The organism is Acinetobacter sp. 1294243, from assembly GCF_000588015.1.
Taxonomy (GTDB): domain Bacteria; phylum Pseudomonadota; class Gammaproteobacteria; order Pseudomonadales; family Moraxellaceae; genus Acinetobacter; species Acinetobacter pittii.
In genome coordinates this window covers 1-18,299 of the sequence record NZ_JFXG01000025.1, presented here as the reverse complement: position 1 = coordinate 18,299, position 18,299 = coordinate 1, and the positions used below count along the sequence as shown (strand labels likewise).

The 18,299-nt window shown below is 41.1% G+C and carries 14 protein-coding genes, 2 tRNA genes and 3 rRNA genes; 10 read left to right on the top strand and 9 right to left on the bottom strand.

The genetic code is table 11. The features are described from left to right. Nucleotides 1-8: 8 nt before the first annotated feature. Entirely contained in the window at nt 9-437 is a 429-nt protein-coding gene (gene rplM, locus J655_RS22430) for a 50S ribosomal protein L13 (protein ID WP_002117832.1), read from the bottom strand. A gap of 173 nt (nt 438-610) precedes the next feature. Here rplM and pdxA point away from each other — a divergent pair, with 173 nt between their 5' ends. The 3 genes from pdxA to J655_RS22415 are packed head-to-tail and all read left to right on the top strand — an operon-like array spanning nt 611 to nt 3,273. After that, nucleotides 611-1,594 (top strand): 4-hydroxythreonine-4-phosphate dehydrogenase PdxA, encoded by a 984-nt coding sequence (gene pdxA / locus J655_RS22425; protein ID WP_081310842.1) that lies wholly within the window; start codon nt 611-613, stop codon nt 1,592-1,594. Nucleotides 1,595-1,617: 23 nt separating this feature from the next. Continuing rightward, nucleotides 1,618-2,430, top strand: a complete 813-nt coding sequence (gene rsmA / locus J655_RS22420) for a 16S rRNA (adenine(1518)-N(6)/adenine(1519)-N(6))-dimethyltransferase RsmA (RefSeq protein WP_005065242.1) — start codon at nt 1,618-1,620, stop codon at nt 2,428-2,430. Continuing rightward, nucleotides 2,431-3,273, top strand: coding sequence for a symmetrical bis(5'-nucleosyl)-tetraphosphatase (locus tag J655_RS22415; protein WP_032053205.1), 843 nt, complete (start codon nt 2,431-2,433; stop codon nt 3,271-3,273). A 92-nt stretch (nt 3,274-3,365) separates the two neighbouring features. Here the strand turns inward: J655_RS22415 and J655_RS22410 are convergent, their stop codons facing one another. The 4 genes from J655_RS22410 to hflX form a co-directional block, all read right to left on the bottom strand. Beyond that, nucleotides 3,366-3,809, bottom strand: a complete 444-nt coding sequence (locus J655_RS22410; RefSeq protein WP_032053203.1) for a DUF2147 domain-containing protein — start codon at nt 3,807-3,809, stop codon at nt 3,366-3,368. Between the two features lie 82 nt (nt 3,810-3,891). Next, on the bottom strand, nt 3,892-4,566 hold the full coding sequence (locus J655_RS22405) for an LrgB family protein (protein ID WP_005804924.1): 675 nt from the start codon (nt 4,564-4,566) through the stop codon (nt 3,892-3,894). A gap of 10 nt (nt 4,567-4,576) precedes the next feature. Then, a complete protein-coding gene (locus tag J655_RS22400; RefSeq protein WP_002117849.1) occupies nt 4,577-4,948 on the bottom strand; it encodes a hypothetical protein in 372 nt (123 codons plus the stop codon). 33 nt (nt 4,949-4,981) lie between these two features. Further along, entirely contained in the window at nt 4,982-6,325 is a 1,344-nt protein-coding gene (gene hflX, locus J655_RS22395; protein ID WP_002117825.1) for a ribosome rescue GTPase HflX, read from the bottom strand. Between the two features lie 218 nt (nt 6,326-6,543). Between hflX and J655_RS22390 the strand changes: the two genes are divergently transcribed. Beyond that, nucleotides 6,544-7,353, top strand: coding sequence for a lysophospholipid acyltransferase family protein (locus J655_RS22390; RefSeq protein ID WP_005065232.1), 810 nt, complete (start codon nt 6,544-6,546; stop codon nt 7,351-7,353). Here J655_RS22390 and J655_RS22385 read toward each other — a convergent pair whose 3' ends face one another. After that, entirely contained in the window at nt 7,354-8,979 is a 1,626-nt protein-coding gene (locus tag J655_RS22385; RefSeq protein WP_032053202.1) for a phospholipase D family protein, read from the bottom strand. A gap of 106 nt (nt 8,980-9,085) precedes the next feature. On the opposite strand from J655_RS22385, the gene J655_RS22380 reads away from it, so the two are divergent. Then, nucleotides 9,086-10,096 carry a metallophosphoesterase gene (locus tag J655_RS22380; protein WP_032053200.1) on the top strand — a complete coding sequence of 337 codons (1,011 nt, stop codon included), beginning with the start codon at nt 9,086-9,088 and terminating at the stop codon, nt 10,094-10,096. A 50-nt stretch (nt 10,097-10,146) separates the two neighbouring features. Here J655_RS22380 and J655_RS22375 read toward each other — a convergent pair whose 3' ends face one another. From J655_RS22375 to J655_RS0104830, 3 genes are read right to left on the bottom strand one after another with little or no spacing between them, the layout of a single operon-like run. Then, nucleotides 10,147-10,626 (bottom strand): OmpA family protein, encoded by a 480-nt coding sequence (locus tag J655_RS22375; RefSeq protein ID WP_002117846.1) that lies wholly within the window; start codon nt 10,624-10,626, stop codon nt 10,147-10,149. Nucleotides 10,627-10,640: 14 nt separating this feature from the next. Further along, nucleotides 10,641-11,864: a diguanylate cyclase domain-containing protein gene (locus J655_RS22370; protein WP_005065229.1), complete on the bottom strand. Its 1,224-nt coding sequence runs from the start codon at nt 11,862-11,864 to the stop codon at nt 10,641-10,643. Nucleotides 11,865-11,869: 5 nt separating this feature from the next. Next, nucleotides 11,870-12,373, bottom strand: coding sequence for a YfiR family protein (locus tag J655_RS0104830; protein ID WP_002117836.1), 504 nt, complete (start codon nt 12,371-12,373; stop codon nt 11,870-11,872). A 541-nt stretch (nt 12,374-12,914) separates the two neighbouring features. On the opposite strand from J655_RS0104830, the gene J655_RS22365 reads away from it, so the two are divergent. The 5 genes from J655_RS22365 to rrf all read left to right on the top strand — a co-directional run bounded on the left by J655_RS22365 (nt 12,915) and on the right by rrf (nt 18,263). Further along, nucleotides 12,915-14,452, top strand: a 16S ribosomal RNA gene (locus J655_RS22365). 59 nt (nt 14,453-14,511) lie between these two features. Then, nucleotides 14,512-14,588, top strand: a tRNA-Ile gene (locus J655_RS22360). 55 nt (nt 14,589-14,643) lie between these two features. Beyond that, nucleotides 14,644-14,719: transfer RNA gene (locus tag J655_RS22355), tRNA-Ala, on the top strand. Nucleotides 14,720-15,071: 352 nt separating this feature from the next. Then, nucleotides 15,072-17,962, top strand: a 23S ribosomal RNA gene (locus tag J655_RS22350). Between the two features lie 186 nt (nt 17,963-18,148). Beyond that, nucleotides 18,149-18,263, top strand: a 5S ribosomal RNA gene (gene rrf / locus J655_RS22345). Together the 16S, 23S and 5S rRNA genes with 2 tRNA genes alongside form the textbook arrangement of a ribosomal RNA operon. The last annotated feature ends 36 nt before the right edge of the window (nt 18,264-18,299 follow it).

Here is an 18,299-nt window from a genome sequence, read left to right as displayed (position 1 = left end):
TGTATCCCTTAGATGTCCAAAACTTGTGGCTGTTGAGCAGCATGCGGATGCTCAGTACCAGCGTACACTTTCATTTTTTTGATCATTGCATAACCAAGAGGACCTTTTGGTAACATGCCTTTAACCGCTTTTTCAAGAACAGCTTCAGGTTTGTGAGCAATTAACTTCTCGAAGTTAGTCTCACGGATACCACCAGGGAAACCAGTATGGCGATAATATTTCTTATCAAGTGATTTTTTACCAGTCACTTGAACTTGTTCAGCATTAATCACAACGATGTAATCGCCAGTGTCAACGTGAGGAGTATAAGAAGTTTTGTGCTTACCGCGTAAACGACGAGCGATTTCAGTCGCAAGGCGACCTAAAGTTTTGCCAGAAGCATCAACAACATACCAGTCATGTTGAACTTCAGCTGGCTTAGCGCTGAGAGTTTTCATTAAACCACTACCTATTATAGTTGGTTTGGACTATGGAATCTGTCCAAACAAAAGGAGCGAGCATTCTAAACGAGTTTGTCCAAACTCACAAGAAAAATCCAGTTTAAGCCATATAATTTAATCCATAAACTGATAAATATTAGATATGTTAAAATCAAACAAATTCTTGTTATGTGTCTGGAGTGATTGTGCTGCCATTATATGTCACTTCCGGTGAGCCGGCTGGTATTGGTCCAGATATCTGTTTGAGCTTGGCTAAGCGGGTTGATGAACGCCCTGTTGTTGTTTTGGGTGACCAAAATTTATTAGAACAACGTGCCCAAAAACTTGGGATCGATATTCAATTTATAGAATATACCGGACAGCCTGAGTCATCATCTCTGAATGAACTCTATATAGAACATGTGCCTTTAGAAGCAACTGTCATTGATGGGCAATTAAACCCAGCTAATGCAGCCTACGTATTAGAACAACTGCGTCGTTCAGCAGATTATGCAATGTCTGGTAAAAGTGTGGGAGTAGCCACGGCACCCGTGCAAAAATCGGTTATTAATGATGCTGGAATTTTGTTTAGTGGTCACACTGAATACTATCAAGAGTTTGCAGGTGTAGAGCGTGTCGTAATGATGCTTGCAACCAAAACCTTGCGTGTCGCCTTAGCAACTACACATTTACCCTTAAGAGATGTAGCGGATGCAATTACCAAAGAGCGATTGCATCAGGTTATTGATATTTTACTGCATGACTTAAAAACTAAATTTAAGATTACAGACCCACGTGTACTCGTGTGTGGCTTAAACCCTCATGCAGGTGAAGATGGTTATTTGGGTCGTGAAGAGATTGAGACCATTAATCCGGTACTTGAAAGTTATCGAGCGAAAGGGATTAAAATGAGTTTAAGCTTGCCGGCAGATACCTTATTTACTCCAGAACATCTTAAAAATGCAGACGCTGTACTTGCCATGTACCATGATCAAGGTTTACCTGTGTTAAAATCACAAGGGTTTGGTGAAGCCATCAATATTACATTGGGTTTGCCTTTCATTCGAACTTCGGTTGACCATGGCACTGCGATGTCTTTAGCTGGGACTGGTTTGGCAAAAAGCTCAAGTTTAAATGTCGCTGTTGATTTAGCTTTATCTTTAGCAGCGAGCTAAATTTTTCATGTTGGAAATGTTCTATGTATCAAATTAATGCCCTAAACCCGAAAGATGAAGGGCATAAAGCTCGTAAACGTTTTGGTCAAAACTTCTTACATGATCAACGAGTCATTGCCAAAATTGTGCGCTCTGTAAGTCCGCGTACAGGCGACAATATTGTCGAGATTGGACCTGGTTTAGCCGCCTTAACATCTCCTTTAATTGGGGAATGTGATGCATTAACAGTAGTGGAGCTAGATCGTGACTTAGCTGCTGGGCTACCGGAACGTGTTCCACATCCTGAACGTTTGACGATTATAGAAGCTGACGCATTAAAATATGACTTTAGCGAACTGGTAAAAGATGGCCGACCATTACGTGTAGTCGGTAACTTACCTTATAACATTTCAACCCCATTACTCTTTCATCTCTTGGAATTTGGCAGCAAAGTTAAAGATATGCACTTTATGCTGCAAAAAGAGGTGGTTGACCGTATTACTGCTGAACCGAATACAAAAGAATATGGACGCTTGTCGGTAATGATTCAATATTACTGTCAACCAACATTTTTATTTGAAGTGCCGGCTGGGGCATTTAACCCACCCCCTAAAGTAACGAGTGCGGTTTTCCGCCTTGTTCCTTATGATCAAAAGCCAATTACAGCAAAAGATGAAAAAGCTTTAGCTCGACTGGTTGCCCATGTATTTACTCAGCGCCGCAAAACATTAAGAAACAGTCTTAAAGGTATGATTGCAGAAGATGGCTTTGAAAAAGCTGGTGTTGATCCGATGGCTCGTCCAGAGACCTTAACACTTGCCCAATTTGTTGCTTTGGCCGATCAAATGGTGGCGTAAATGACTAAGCGTTTTAACTATGTTATTGGCGATGTGCAGGGGTGTTTTGAAGCTCTAAAAGCCTTGCTTAAAGAAATACGTTTTGATCCAGATCAAGACTTTTTATGGTTTGCTGGTGATTTAGTCGCACGTGGTGAAAACTCGGTAGGGGCATTACGTTTTATTAAAAAGCTTGCTGATCGTGGAGCTGCTGCAACTGTACTTGGAAATCATGACCTGACTTTAATTGCGGGTGCGCGTGGTTTAAAAGAGATTAAAGCAAAAGATCGTACCCAAGACGTTATTGATGCTATTGATGGTGATGAGTTAATCGATTGGTTACGTAAACAGCCATTATGTTTATTGCCAAACGAGCATACGATCCTTACTCATGCTGGCATACCTTGTATTTGGGATGCGCAAAAAACTGTAATGTTGGCAAAAGAGGTTGAGGCTGTACTCGCAAACGAAGATTTATCTGTATTGGATGCTTTTTTAGCAGACATGTATGGTTCTAAACCAGATTTGTGGGAAGATAACCTAACTGGTTCTGCGCGTTTACGTTGTATTACCAATTATTTGACTCGCATGCGTTTAACGAATGCCGAAGGGGCTTTAGAGTTTAGTTTTAAAGATTCTTTGGATGCACCAATGCCGGATGGTTATTTACCTTGGTTTGAATTTCCGAGCAAAGCCGCACAAACTCATCAGATTATTTTTGGTCATTGGGCTGCGCTCGAGGGCCGAACTATTAATGAGCAGATCCAGAATGTTGATGGTGGCTATGTTTGGGGCAGAAAATTAATGGCTTATCGACTTGAAGACAAAGAAATTTTTTCTGTTGAAAATCCTGTGCAAATATAAGAAAAGCAATGTTTCTCTATGAGTGCAAGATGAAGCTTGTAGCTGAGCTAAAAATAAAAAAGCCGCAGAAGCGGCTTTTTTATTAGGAACTATTATTCTACTCGAATCCAGATTTGATTACGCCCTAAAGCTGAAACTCCGAGATAACCGCGCATATGTAAGCGTTTGCCAGTTGAACTAAGTTTTGCTTTAAGTCCGTAAACTTTGCCAGTATTTGGATCTAAAATTTTACCGCCTGTATAGTTCAGTCCATCTACCTGTTTTAAACCAGTTGCGATATCCAGACCTAAAATCGGTTTATTGGTATATGGCACAGGACAATTATCACAAATTTCTTTAGGCGTATAACCTGGGCGTGGCGTTACTTTGATAATTTTCCCGGCATATGTCCCGTTCGCTTCTTTTCGTATTTCTACCTGTGCTTTAGGAGCACCTGTCTTATCATCAATTGTTTGCCAGAGACCTGTAATATCTGCTGCGAATGTAGCAGTATTAATCCCCAATAAGAGCAGAGCTCCAATAAAAATTTTCCCCATAATTAAAAATCCTTTTAACTTTGAAAGGTCATCTTATTTGGAATTGATAGACCGTTCAATGTTTATTTAATCAACTTCTTAATTATGGTGTTCCAAAAGATAACATTAATGTTGGTAGCCAAATTGCAGTAAATACACCGTTCAATGCCATACCAAATGCAGCGTAACGGCCTGCAACAGGCCCACGTTGCCAAGCTTGAGCTGTTCCGATGGCGTGTGCAGCTAAACCTAAGGCTAAACCTGATGCTCTCTCATCATGAATATGTTTAAGTAAGAATGGTGAGAATGCTGCGCCAATTACCCCAGACAAAATAACAATAAGGGTTACGAGTGTTTCAGGAGCATGTAATAAAGTTGCGATGTTCAGAGCAATTGGAGTGGTTACTGCACGGGTGGCAAATGCAAGAATGGTAGGTTCAGACATATGTAACAAATAAGCCAGCCCCATAGGTAGAGCAACGGCGCTAATACTTGCAAAAAGTAAAATACCAATGACCGATTTAATTGGAAGATCATCGTAACGCATTGCAGCTAAAGGAATGGCTAAGGCTACAGTGACATAACCTAATAGATGGCCAAATAAGTCATTCACATAAAGACGATACTGCTCATATGGCACATGCAAAACTGAAAGTAAGCCAATCACAATGAACATGCCGAAAACTAAAAGTGGAACTTGCGGAAAACGTCGGTTTAAAGGCTTTGCACACAGATAACCAATGAGTGTGATCAAAAATCCGTAGAAAATCGTAAACATTTTATTCTCCTTATAACCAACGTTTTGCCATTTTTGCATAGACCCACAAAGGTATAAGGGTACTGACCACTAAAACGAAAAGAAATAATGGAATTTCCTTACCCATATGTACGAGCATAATTAATGAACCTGCACAGATAGGTAAAAACGCGAATCCACTTTCTTTCATGATTTTATTATTGGTATCGACTATTCGAAGTGGAATTTTTTTAAACTTTCTCCAAATCAGTAAAATAATAAGTAAGCTGATTAAACCGACCAGATTACCTAATTCTGGATGACCAAAAGCACGCATGACAACGACAGAGCCTTCACGAAAACCAATAATGAGTAGTAATGTAATTACCCATGCTGTCCAGTCTATACTTTTGATCTTATCCATATTTTTTATCTCTAAAAGTTTACTTATCAAGTTTTAACTGATATCGCCCTTGATTTCAAACTCTTCCAAGGGTCGCTTAAATTGACTCGCGTGTTCTCTCAAGATTTCATCCAATGGAAGTTTTGCTTGGCGAATCAGCTTTTCTAACTTATGTGGTGCAATCTTCACGTCAATATGTAATAAGCCTGCATCATCATAATGTTCAGACTCAATAACATTTAAGGCATAAAGTTGAGTACGTAATTTGCCATAAGCAGGCTTAAGCACGAGTGAAAACTTTTGAATTTGGCCCATTAAGCATTCTTGTACTGCTTTTTGGAGCAACTCTAGACCTTGACCAGAATGAGCTGAAACATAAACTCGATCTGGGACGTGTGGCTCAGCATAAATAATTTTGGCCTCTTCACCACTTAGATCAATTTTGTTGTACACCCGAAGTACGGGAGCATCAGCACCAATGTCTTTTAATACGCCTTCAACCGCTTCAATTTGGTCAAGCATGTCGTGGCTACTACTATCAATAACATGCAGTAAAAGGGTCGCTTCTAGTGTTTCTTCAAGTGTTGCTTTAAATGATTCAACCAAATCATGCTGTAAGTTTCGTACAAAACCTACTGTGTCTGCTAGCACAACAGTACCGATACCATCCCAGTCTAAACGGCGTAGGGTTGGATCAAGTGTTGCAAATAGTTGATCAGCTGCGTAGACATCACTATTAGCTAAAATATTAAATAAAGTCGATTTACCAGCGTTGGTATAACCTACTAATGAAACCGTTGGAATAGCTGCTTTTTGTCTTGCAGCACGCCCTTGCATACGAGTCTGTTGTACTTTGTCTAATTTATCTTTTAATTGGGTAATACGAACACGAATGAGACGGCGATCTGTCTCTAGTTGTGTTTCACCGGGACCGCGTAAGCCGATACCACCTTTTTGTTGTTCAAAGTCGGCAGACCAACCACGAATAAGACGAGTAGATAAATGTTTAAGCTGGGCAAGTTCGACTTGTAACTTACCTTCATGCGTACGGGCACGCAGCGCAAAAATATCTAAAATTAAGCCTGTGCGGTCAATAACTCGGCATTTTAATATTCTTTCTAAATTTCGTTCTTGAGCAGGTGATAACGCATGGTCAAAGATAACCAGACTCGCTTCTAGCTCCTGAACTTGCTCTGCAATTTCTTCGACTTTTCCGGAGCCAATAAAAAATTTAGGATTAGGCTTATTACGCTGAACCTTAATATGTTCAAGGATATCTGCACCAGCAGACTGTGCAAGTAGAGCAAACTCTTCGGCATCCAGATCATCTAATAATTGTACAGAAACACTCACTAAGATTGTGCGTTCACCGCCTTGATGCCGATCAACATATTCCACGTGGCTATAAATCCTGAAAATGGGAAAACTTTATTCTAGAGGAAACTTAAGCAAAAGGGGAAAGCGTTTGTTCTCATCCTTTAGATTAGTTATATGAGATTAGTCTAATGTTCAGATTTATTTTATTTGCCGTTCTCTATCGTCAATGCAAGTTTATTACGAAACGTATAGAATGACTCGAGATGGGTATAACAATGATTAATCGTTAGTGAAATTTTATGGCTCAAACGCAAAGTATAGTTAATTCAACGTTAAAGAAATTATCAAAAATAGGTTTATACGGAAAAAAGGTCACTTCTGCCACGGCCGCAATTAGTGAAGGTTTTTATCTAGTTTATCGACATGGGCTTTATAAAGATCCTAATAATCCTGTTAATACACGTTATGTCCAATACTTTTGCCGTCGTTTATGTCAGGTTTTCAATTTAGATATAGAAGTACATGGCACAATTCCTAGAGAACCAGCTTTATGGGTAAGTAATCATATTTCTTGGCTAGATGTTGCGGTTCTAGGTTCAGGTGCGCGAGTTTTCTTTCTGGCTAAAGCTGAAATTGAAAATTGGCCTATTCTTGGAAATTTAGCCAAAAGTGGTGGAACGTTATTTATTAAGCGTGGATCTGGCGATTCTGTCAGAATTCGTGAGCAAATTGCTGAATTTTTAAAACAGAATATTCCAGTATTATTTTTCCCTGAAGCCACAACTACAGATGGACATTCTGTTAAAAAAGTACATGGACGATTACTAGGAGCAGCGATTGAAGCACAGCGTCCAGTACAGGTTTGTTTGATTTGTTATGTAAATCGTGATGGGCAATTAGATACAGTTGCGCCATTCATTGGTGACATGACATTTGCCGAACATATTCAACGTGTACTTGAAATGCCTAAAGTAACAGCTCATCTGTTAACTTTGCCTCCTATTTCAGTGGAAGGGCATGACGTCAAAAGTTTAACGCGCGAAGTTCAAGAAAAAATGGTGGAAGGTTTGGCTCAATTACATCAGAAAGTACTTAAGCCAAATAACTAATTACATAAATCCTTCAAGTGGCAGCCATGAAAGAAACTTCATGCCTGCTTTTTGCCACCATTTCATCTCAGGTTCCTGTCTATAAATTACAGGACCATTTGGAGTTTCTTGCTGCCAATAAATATGGTTGTTAGTGTCGAGCTTTAATTTATAAGCATACTTATTTAAATTTTCATCCATTGTATGGTGAATCGTCTTAGCCAGCGATGGGCTATCTAAAATCACACCAATTTCAGTATTTAAGTAAGCCGAGCGCGGATCAAAGTTAAATGAACCAATAAAAACCTGCTCATCTAATGCCATGAGTTTAGTATGCAAACTTGATCGGCTTAGCCCTTTCATATTTACTTTAGCTTTAGTGGCAAGCTCATCTGTATTTTTATTTAAATCTCTTTTATCAGGTGTTGGTAAAAATTCATAAAGTTGTACGCCGTTTTTAAGCAGTTCTTTACGATATTTCCCATAAAAGGCATGTACAACAGCAACGTCATTCGCTTTGAAAGAGTTCGTTAAAACTCGAACTTCAACACCCTCTTTGGCAAGCGTGCTTAAAATCTTGGCACCTTGTTTTTCAGGAATAAAATAAGCAGAGATTAAGTCAACGTTACTTTCTGGTTTTTCCAAATGATTAATTAACTGGAAATTGAGGTGTTCTTCTTTCTTAGCTTTCGATTTGATTTTATCAGGTGAGTCTTTTACGACTTCTGCTTTGACCCAATCAAATTGAATATTGTGATTTAGCCATTGATCAAATGCATGAGATTTTGCGGTTAAGTTTAAAAAGTTTTGGACGGTAGCTTGTTGATAGTGTGCTTCAAGCTGTTCTTTTAAGCCTTCATAGCGTAAACGGTGCTGCTCAGGACTTACGATACTTTGAACTGAATATGCATATTCATGATTCCAGTAATCATCAAACGAATTTACGATATCATCAACAGCAGCGCCTACCAACATTACATCGACATCAGAAAACTGATAGCTATCGCTTACATTGTAATATTGATTGGTCATGTTACGCCCGCCAATAAGAGCAACCTCATTGTCGGCAATAAAACTTTTATTGTGCATACGACGATTGATACGTTTTAAATCAAGCACCATATCCATCGCACGATATTTGCGGAAACGGTAGGGATTGAAAAGCTTAACTTCAATATTTTTATGCTGAGAAAGGGCCAGTAAAATCCCTTCCATTTTTTTTGCATTATTGTCATCAATAAGAAGTCGGGCTTTTACACCTCGATCAGCTGCACGAATAATCGCGTGCAAGGCTAAAGCACCAACTTTGTCATTATCCCAAATGTAATATTGTAAATCTAAAGTCTTTTCAGCTTTATCAATTAATCTAAGTCGAGCCGCGAGAGCCTCCAGCGGATCATTTAGAACATGGAAACCCGTTAACTTTGGATTTTGCTGACGTAAAGGTGTAATAATTTTGGCAAGTGAAGTCTCAGAGGTATCAATATCTTTTGCATATTGTACTGGCTCAACACCATGTTTTGGCAGAGTACTACATCCTGTCAAACCCACAGCAAAACTTGAACATAGGACTATAGAGGCTTTTATCAAAAAGCGTTTAGCTTGTTGATTCGTTTGAAGCTGTTTGGAAGGAAAGGATTGTGCCATAATCAGTACATACGATAAGGTGAGCTAGAGTATAATTCGTGCATATTGAAAGATAAATATTGAATTTGATTACTAGCAATCAATATAAGATAAGTCGAGAGTCGTAATGTGGAATCCAAATTCAATCATTTTTTGTTTTTACTTTATTTTTTCAATACTTGCTTTATGGGGAATTTCTGAGGCTTGGATTCATCAATCACGAACCGAGACGATTCATCCATTTAAAGCTTTTGTACATCTACTTGCATTTTATCTCTCTTATCTACTTATTCCTCTCTGGTTTTTTAATTTATATGCTGCTTGGATTGGTTACTACTCAATTCATCAAGGTATTTTCATCTTTTTCTTAAGTGGCGTGTTAATTTACGCCCGATTTATCGAACCTCATTTAGTGCGTGTCGATACTCATCAATATCGCTTAAATCCGGATCGTAGTTTTGATAAACCAGTAAAAGTAGCCTTAATTGCAGATTTACATATTGGTTTATTTTCAGGACATGAACGTCAGCTCAAAACCATCGTTAGAAAATTAAATGAACAGCAACCTGATTTAGTGGTAGTCGCTGGTGATTGGACATATGAGCCGGAAGATAGACTGATTGAAGAATTAAGTGTTTTAAAAGAAATTCAGGCGCCTGTATATTCGGTTCCTGGAAATCATGATGAGCAATATCCTGGCCCACCGATTCAGCAACTATTAAAAGATGCCCTGTTTTATAATGAAATTGTTGATATTGAAGGGAAAATAGTTGATTTTGATGAGTTTCGTTTGATTGGTATTGGTGACCTCTGGGCAGGCAAAACCGATATGCGCTCTATGCCAGATTTACCGCAAGACAAGCCTTGGTTAATTTTATCTCATAACCCCGATACGGTAGATATGGTACCTAAATTACCGAATCGACCATTAATGTTATCTGGGCATACACATGGAGGGCAGGTAGAGCTTCCATGGTTGACTAACTATATTATGAAAAAAGTATCAATTTTAGGTCATAAGCGCGGTTTCTACTCTCATGAGCATGCGGATGTCTTTGTTACTGTTGGCACAGGAATGGTTGGAATTCCTTTGCGTTTCAGAGTGCCACCAACCATTGATATTATTGAGTTAGTTTAAAATAAAAAAGCCAATCACAGAGGATTGGCTTTTTTATGAATTAAATTTACTTATGGAATAACGACAATCGCAACACGTCGGTTAATCGCACGGTTTTCATTGGTTGTATTTGGCACATAAGGTTGTGTTGAACCACGACCAATTACGTAGATGTTTTCTTTTTTAAATCCACGTGTTAAGAAAAGGTTTGCCACACTTTGAGCACGCTCTTCAGATAACTTTTGGTTATATGTAGCATCACCAACATCATCAGTATGACCAACAATTTTCAATTTATTCAGGTCATATTTATTCAGTTGATTTGCCAGACGTACTAACTCAGCTTCATGACTTTGTTTTAACTGTGCATTATTAAAGTCAAATAACAAGCGTTCTGGTAAACCTAAAGTCCAGCCTTCATCAGTAAGAACGAAACCTTCTTTTTTGAGCAATTTTACTTGACGATATTTTAATGGACCAAAACTCAGGCACCCTGCAAGAGTAATGCATAGCAATGCAATAAAAGAGAGTTTTAAAGATCTTGTATTCATAGATTAGCCTAAATTTAATTTTCAGGTTTATAGATAAACCAGTGTTCATCCGAATTTTTAGCCTTATACATTGCTTGATCTGCTTGCATAATGAAATCTTCGGGGCTAGATGCAAATTGTGATAAAGCAATACCTACACTGAAACTGAAGTAAATGGTTTGACCATTTAGATGCAAAGGTTCTTTACAGCTTTCGAGTAAATTTTCAGCAATAGATATTAAATGATCAGCATGACTAATGGAATGCAAAATGACAGCAAATTCATCACCACCTAACCTTGCAATAAAATCTTGATGACGCAAACGAGTTTGCAGGCGATTCGCCATTTCTTTTAAAACTTCATCGCCAGCTAAATGGCCAAATTGGTCATTAATTGCTTTGAAGTTATTGTTATCTATAAATAATAATGCAGACTTATTATCAAACCCTTTATCTTCAAACATGTCTAAAAGGATTTGGTAAAAATAATGTCTATTAGGTAATAAGGTGAGTTGGTCGTGATGAGCCTGAAAGGATAATTTACGATTTTCCTTTTGCAGCTGATTATCCCATATCTGAATTTCTTCAAGTAACTCGTTAAAAACGGTATTTAAATCTTGAAATTCTTTAATTCGGTTATAAGGGAAACGAAGATTATAAGCTTTTTGTTCACTTACAATTTGAGCAATATTAGTAAGTGGGTAAATAGCCTGCATAATTTGACGATAAGTTAGATTTACTGACCACCATAAAGCGCAAACAATAAACAACATTGCAATCGCAAGTCCTACCATAATCATTTTTAGGAACTGCAATATTTTTTCAGAGCTACCAAAAAGTGTAAGTTCACCTACATTTTGCTCGTGATGATAAATTGTAAGATGAACAGGCTCATTTAAAAACCAGTGATCAAACCAGCCTTCTAAAATTGAAGTTTGACTTGATAATTTAAAACTTTGGGCGATCAGATGATGTTCTGAATCGTAAATATGAATAGTACGAATTGAATGATCATTCGTGTACTCATTCAAAATCTGCTCTATTGTAATTTTATCATTAAACACGACTGCGGGCTGAATACGCTCTAATAGAGTATGACTAAGCAATTGCAAATTCTGTTTGGCATAAGTTTCCATAGTAAAAACAGAAATTGAGACAAACGTAAAAGAGCAAATGAAAAAAGTAATAGCAAAAATAGTAAATTGAGATTTTCTAAATAATGCGTGTAGTGAAGTGGACTGATACAACTTTGATATCATGATCCTTACTCCGCATTCTTAGCCAAGAGCAATACTCTCGGATCAATATGGACTTTGGAGTGACTTAAAGCATCTAAGTTAACTTTAAAGGTAGTGTAATTATTCTGAGTATATAAACAAAAGATACTTCCTATCTCGCACTCTGAATTATTAATACTTAAAGAAAGTAAAGAATGATAAGGATAGTTTTGAATAAGGTTTTGTTGTTGCTGCGGAGAAGTACTAGAAAAATAGACAGCCTGACAATGTGACCGAGCAAAATCTTTCGCATTTACAGTTTGAACACGATAATTATAAGACATTTGCTGGATATAAGATTGAAAAGTAGATGTAATAGAAGGGTTATCAATTACACAAAGAGTAGGAGTATTTACATTCTCCCACTTACTGTAGCTTAGGATAGATAAAGTAAGTACATAGAAATTATGTTTTGAATTGGCATAACAAGGCCCACTCGTAGCAAGCACTACAAGTATGCAAACAAATACTTTTTTAGCGAACTGCCACATGGTGAGTTAATGCCAAACTATTGCACGAATAATCTATTCTACATGAAGTTGATAACGTAAAAAAAGTTTAATATCTCATCTAAAAGCGACCAAAAAGCTTAAAAAGTATCCAGTTGATGATATTGATTTAAAAAAAGGGTTGCAAAGGGGATGAGATGGTCTATAATGCACATCCATCGGCGGTGATGCAGATAGAAACTTGTTGAAAAACAGTTACTTGAGATTAGATTGGTTGCTTTAAGTGATGAATTTGATGGTAAGTTGGTTTGAGAGATAAGTTTTAAAAATATCGAAATTACCTGTTGACTTTTAAGAGATTAAGAGTAATATAGCCGACCTAGCTTGCTGGTGACGAACCAGGAAGAAGATCATTAAGAGAATTGAAGAACAACTTGTGTGGATTTTTACTGGTTGATTAATCGAAATAATTTTCATTGATTGATTGGTTTAAATTACTCGAAGTTTATTTGAGCGAAATTTAAGTCAGTAATTGATGAGCCAGAATTGGTACCTTGTCTTTAAATAAGGTACAAAATGATTTTAACTGAAGAGTTTGATCATGGCTCAGATTGAACGCTGGCGGCAGGCTTAACACATGCAAGTCGAGCGGAGAGAGGTAGCTTGCTACTGATCTTAGCGGCGGACGGGTGAGTAATGCTTAGGAATCTGCCTATTAGTGGGGGACAACATTTCGAAAGGAATGCTAATACCGCATACGTCCTACGGGAGAAAGCAGGGGATCTTCGGACCTTGCGCTAATAGATGAGCCTAAGTCGGATTAGCTAGTTGGTGGGGTAAAGGCCTACCAAGGCGACGATCTGTAGCGGGTCTGAGAGGATGATCCGCCACACTGGGACTGAGACACGGCCCAGACTCCTACGGGAGGCAGCAGTGGGGAATATTGGACAATGGGCGCAAGCCTGATCCAGCCATGCCGCGTGTGTGAAGAAGGCCTTATGGTTGTAAAGCACTTTAAGCGAGGAGGAGGCTACTTTAGTTAATACCTAGAGATAGTGGACGTTACTCGCAGAATAAGCACCGGCTAACTCTGTGCCAGCAGCCGCGGTAATACAGAGGGTGCAAGCGTTAATCGGATTTACTGGGCGTAAAGCGCGCGTAGGCGGCTAATTAAGTCAAATGTGAAATCCCCGAGCTTAACTTGGGAATTGCATTCGATACTGGTTAGCTAGAGTGTGGGAGAGGATGGTAGAATTCCAGGTGTAGCGGTGAAATGCGTAGAGATCTGGAGGAATACCGATGGCGAAGGCAGCCATCTGGCCTAACACTGACGCTGAGGTGCGAAAGCATGGGGAGCAAACAGGATTAGATACCCTGGTAGTCCATGCCGTAAACGATGTCTACTAGCCGTTGGGGCCTTTGAGGCTTTAGTGGCGCAGCTAACGCGATAAGTAGACCGCCTGGGGAGTACGGTCGCAAGACTAAAACTCAAATGAATTGACGGGGGCCCGCACAAGCGGTGGAGCATGTGGTTTAATTCGATGCAACGCGAAGAACCTTACCTGGCCTTGACATAGTAAGAACTTTCCAGAGATGGATTGGTGCCTTCGGGAACTTACATACAGGTGCTGCATGGCTGTCGTCAGCTCGTGTCGTGAGATGTTGGGTTAAGTCCCGCAACGAGCGCAACCCTTTTCCTTATTTGCCAGCGAGTAATGTCGGGAACTTTAAGGATACTGCCAGTGACAAACTGGAGGAAGGCGGGGACGACGTCAAGTCATCATGGCCCTTACGGCCAGGGCTACACACGTGCTACAATGGTCGGTACAAAGGGTTGCTACCTAGCGATAGGATGCTAATCTCAAAAAGCCGATCGTAGTCCGGATTGGAGTCTGCAACTCGACTCCATGAAGTCGGAATCGCTAGTAATCGCGGATCAGAATGCCGCGGTGAATACGTTCCCGGGCCTTGTACACACCGCCCGTCACACCATGGGAGTTTGTTGCACCAGAAGTAGCTAGCCTAACTGCAAAGAGGGCGGTTACCACGGTGTGGCCGATGACTGGGGTGAAGTCGTAACAAGGTAGCCGTAGGGGAACCTGCGGCTGGATCACCTCCTTAACGAAAGATTGACGATTGGTAAGAATCCACAACAAGTTGTTCTTCATAGATGTATCTGAGGGTCTGTAGCTCAGTTGGTTAGAGCACACGCTTGATAAGCGTGGGGTCACAAGTTCAAGTCTTGTCAGACCCACCATGACTTTGACTGGTTGAAGTTATAGATAAAAGATACATGACTGATGATGTAAGCTGGGGACTTAGCTTAGTTGGTAGAGCGCCTGCTTTGCACGCAGGAGGTCAGGAGTTCGACTCTCCTAGTCTCCACCAGAACTTAAGAGAAGTTCGGATTACAGAAATTAGTAAATAGAGATTTCGGTCTTGGTTTATTAACTTCTGTGATTTAAGTATCACGGTATTAAGCATGACCTGACGAAGGCGTGTTTATTCATTAACAGATTGGCAAAATTGAGTCTGAAATAAATTGTTCACTCAAGAGTTTAGATTAAGCAATTAATCTAGATGAATTGAGAACTAGCAAATTAACTGAATCAAGCGTTTTGGTATATGAATTTAGATTGAAGCTGTACAGTGTTTAAGTACACAAACAACAGATAGTAGCGATGAAGAATCGCACGGACAACACTCACTTGTAGGTGTTGACGACTGTTTGGGGTTGTATAGTCAAGTAATTAAGTGCATGTGGTGGATGCCTTGGCAGTCAGAGGCGATGAAAGACGTGATAGCCTGCGAAAAGCTCCGGGGAGGCGGCAAATATCCTTTGATCCGGAGATTTCTGAATGGGGGAACCCACCTACTTTAAGGTAGGTATTGCAACATGAATACATAGTGTTGCAAGGCGAACGAGGGGAAGTGAAACATCTCAGTACCCTTAGGAAAAGAAATCAATTGAGATTCCCTCAGTAGCGGCGAGCGAACGGGGATCAGCCCATTAAGTTATGTGTGTTTTAGTGGAACGCTCTGGGAAGTGCGAACGTAGAGGGTGATATTCCCGTACACGAAAGGGCACACATAATGATGACGAGTAGGGCGAGGCACGTGAAACCTTGTCTGAATATGGGGGGACCATCCTCCAAGGCTAAATACTCCTGACTGACCGATAGTGAACCAGTACCGTGAGGGAAAGGCGAAAAGAACCCCTGTGAGGGGAGTGAAATAGATCCTGAAACCGCATGCATACAAGCAGTGGGAGCACCTTCGTGGTGTGACTGCGTACCTTTTGTATAATGGGTCAGCGACTTATATTCAGTAGCGAGGTTAACCGTATAGGGGAGCCGTAGAGAAATCGAGTCTTAATAGGGCGTTTAGTTGCTGGGTATAGACCCGAAACCAGGCGATCTATCCATGAGCAGGTTGAAGGTTGGGTAACACTAACTGGAGGACCGAACCCACTGTCGTTGAAAAGCCAGGGGATGACTTGTGGATAGGGGTGAAAGGCTAATCAAGCCTGGTGATAGCTGGTTCTCCCCGAAAGCTATTTAGGTAGCGCCTCGGACGAATACCATAGGGGGTAGAGCACTGTTTCGGCTAGGGGGTCATCCCGACTTACCAAACCGATGCAAACTCCGAATACCTATGAGTACTATCCGGGAGACAGACTGCGGGTGCTAACGTCCGTAGTCAAGAGGAAAACAATCCAGACCGCCAGCTAAGGCCCCAAAATCATAGTTAAGTGGGAAACGATGTGGGAAGGCATAGACAGCTAGGAGGTTGGCTTAGAAGCAGCCACCCTTTAAAGAAAGCGTAATAGCTCACTAGTCGAGTCGGCCTGCGCGGAAGATGTAACGGGGCTAAAACTATGTGCCGAAGCTGCGGATTTGACATTAGTCAAGTGGTAGGGGAGCGTTCTGTAAGCCGATGAAGGTGTATTGAGAAGTATGCTGGAGGTATCAGAAGTGCGAATGCTGACGTGAGTAACGACAAAACGGGTGAAAAACCCGTTCGCCGAAAGACCAAGGGTTCCAGTCCAACGTTAATCGGGGCTGGGTGAGTCGACCCCTAAGGCGAGGCCGAAAGGCGTAGTCGATGGGAAATTGGTTAATATTCCAATACTTCTGTGTAATGCGATGAGAGGACGGAGAAGGTTAAGTCAGCCTGGCGTTGGTTGTCCAGGTGGAAGGATGTAGGTATGTATCTTAGGCAAATCCGGGGTACTCTATACTGAGATCCGATAGCAAGCTGTACTTGTACAGTGAAGTGGCTGATACCATGCTTCCAGGAAAAGTCTCTAAGCTTCAGTTACACAGGAATCGTACCCGAAACCGACACAGGTGGTCAGGTCGAGTAGACCAAGGCGCTTGAGAGAACTCTGCTGAAGGAACTAGGCAAAATGGTACCGTAACTTCGGGAGAAGGTACGCTGTTGTTGGTGATGGAACTTGCTTCCTGAGCTGACGACAGCCGCAGAAACCAGGCCGCTGCAACTGTTTATTAAAAACATAGCACTCTGCAAACACGAAAGTGGACGTATAGGGTGTGATGCCTGCCCGGTGCTGGAAGGTTAATTGATGGGGTTAGCGTAAGCGAAGCTCTTGATCGAAGCCCCAGTAAACGGCGGCCGTAACTATAACGGTCCTAAGGTAGCGAAATTCCTTGTCGGGTAAGTTCCGACCTGCACGAATGGCATAATGATGGCGGCGCTGTCTCCAGCAGAGGCTCAGTGAAATCGAAATCGCTGTGAAGATGCAGTGTACCCGCGGCTAGACGGAAAGACCCCGTGAACCTTTACTGCAGCTTGACACTGAACTTTGACCTTACTTGTGTAGGATAGGTGGGAGGCTTTGAAGTTGGAACGCTAGTTCCAATGGAGCCGTCCTTGAAATACCACCCTGGTAATGTTGAGGTTCTAACTCTGTCCCGTTATCCGGGACGAGGACCGTGTCTGGTGGGTAGTTTGACTGGGGCGGTCTCCTCCTAAAGAGTAACGGAGGAGTACGAAGGTGCGCTCAGCGTGGTCGGAAATCACGCGTAGAGTATAAAGGCAAAAGCGCGCTTAACTGCGAGACCCACAAGTCGAGCAGGTACGAAAGTAGGTCTTAGTGATCCGGTGGTTCTGTATGGAAGGGCCATCGCTCAACGGATAAAAGGTACTCTGGGGATAACAGGCTGATACCGCCCAAGAGTTCATATCGACGGCGGTGTTTGGCACCTCGATGTCGGCTCATCTCATCCTGGGGCTGAAGCAGGTCCCAAGGGTATGGCTGTTCGCCATTTAAAGAGGTACGCGAGCTGGGTTTAGAACGTCGTGAGACAGTTCGGTCCCTATCTACCGTGGGCGCTGGAAATTTGAGAGGATCTGCTCCTAGTACGAGAGGACCAGAGTGGACGAACCTCTGGTGTACCGGTTGTGACGCCAGTCGCATCGCCGGGTAGCTATGTTCGGAAGGGATAACCGCTGAAAGCATCTAAGCGGGAAGCCTACCTCAAGATAAGATTTCCCTAGGAATTTATTCCTCTAAAGAGCCGTTCGAGACTAGGACGTTGATAGGTTGGATGTGGAAGCATAGTGATATGTGAAGCTGACCAATACTAATTGCTCGTGAGGCTTGACTATACAACACCCAAGCAGTTGTATATGAAGCATCAATCGATTCATAAACATGCAAAGCAACTTGATTTAGTTATACTACTAGCTAAAATGAACAACGAAAAATCAGACCAATCAGCCCATCTGTAAAGATTTGGAAAACGCAACGTATCACACAGTGAATAAAACGAAGCAAGTATCCATACCAGTTGTGCTGGCGACCATAGCAAGAGTGAACCACCTGATCCCTTCCCGAACTCAGAAGTGAAACCTCTTAGCGCTGATGGTAGTGTGGGGTTACCCATGTGAGAGTAAGTCATCGCCAGCTCATTATTCTAAACACCCCCGTTCTAACGAATGGGGG